Below are 609 nucleotides of genomic sequence, written 5' to 3'. Positions count from 1 at the left end.
CTACACGGCAAGGCGATATGTTCGCCGCCGCGGACGATTCGCTTGAGGTAGCACGGCGAGCAACTGCTCAGCTGTTCTTGTAGCAACTTTCGACAATCCCCAAGGCGCTTGCCTTGGGGATTTTTTTGGCAGCCGTAGGTGCGCTGCATGTGCCTCCAGATATTTTCCGAGGCTTGGCCGGAACCTCGGAAAACGCCTACTTTCTCGGCAAATATCGAAGCCGGCAGCAGAGCCTCGTGGTGCCGGCGTGCGGGTGTATTTCCGACGCCTCAAGCGAGGCGCGCAAGCACCGCTACACTTGGCCTGGCTCGATGCTGTAGGTGACTTGCATTGAACCCGCGTTATCGTGATACGCACCCCGAAGATCGTTCATTTGAACTACGAGATCGCCGTCCGCTTCGCACGTGCGCTGGAGACTTGAACCAATCACGAACCATTCGCCGCTGCCGATGCGCCCGAGCAATGCCGCCTCGTTGGCCGAAGGTATGCGATCCATCAACGACGCCCCTCTGAAGGTGCACGCCGTTGGAGTGTAGCCGGTGTAGGGGGACGCGCGATCAGGGAATGTCGACCGGCATCTTCCAAGGAAGCAGCGCGTCGTATTCATCG

At 59.1% G+C, this 609-nt stretch carries 1 protein-coding gene; it reads right to left on the bottom strand.

The genetic code is table 11. The features are described 5' to 3' along the window. Nucleotides 1-292: 292 nt before the first annotated feature. Nucleotides 293-496 (bottom strand): LecA/PA-IL family lectin, encoded by a 204-nt coding sequence (locus tag ACRXB1_RS37260; RefSeq protein WP_449494924.1) that lies wholly within the window; start codon nt 494-496, stop codon nt 293-295. Nucleotides 497-609: the final 113 nt, after the last annotated feature.

This window comes from Caballeronia sp. M23-90, from assembly GCF_053574605.1.
The sequence above is the reverse complement of the archived record's forward strand: the minus strand, read 5'-3'. Positions and strand labels throughout refer to the sequence as shown.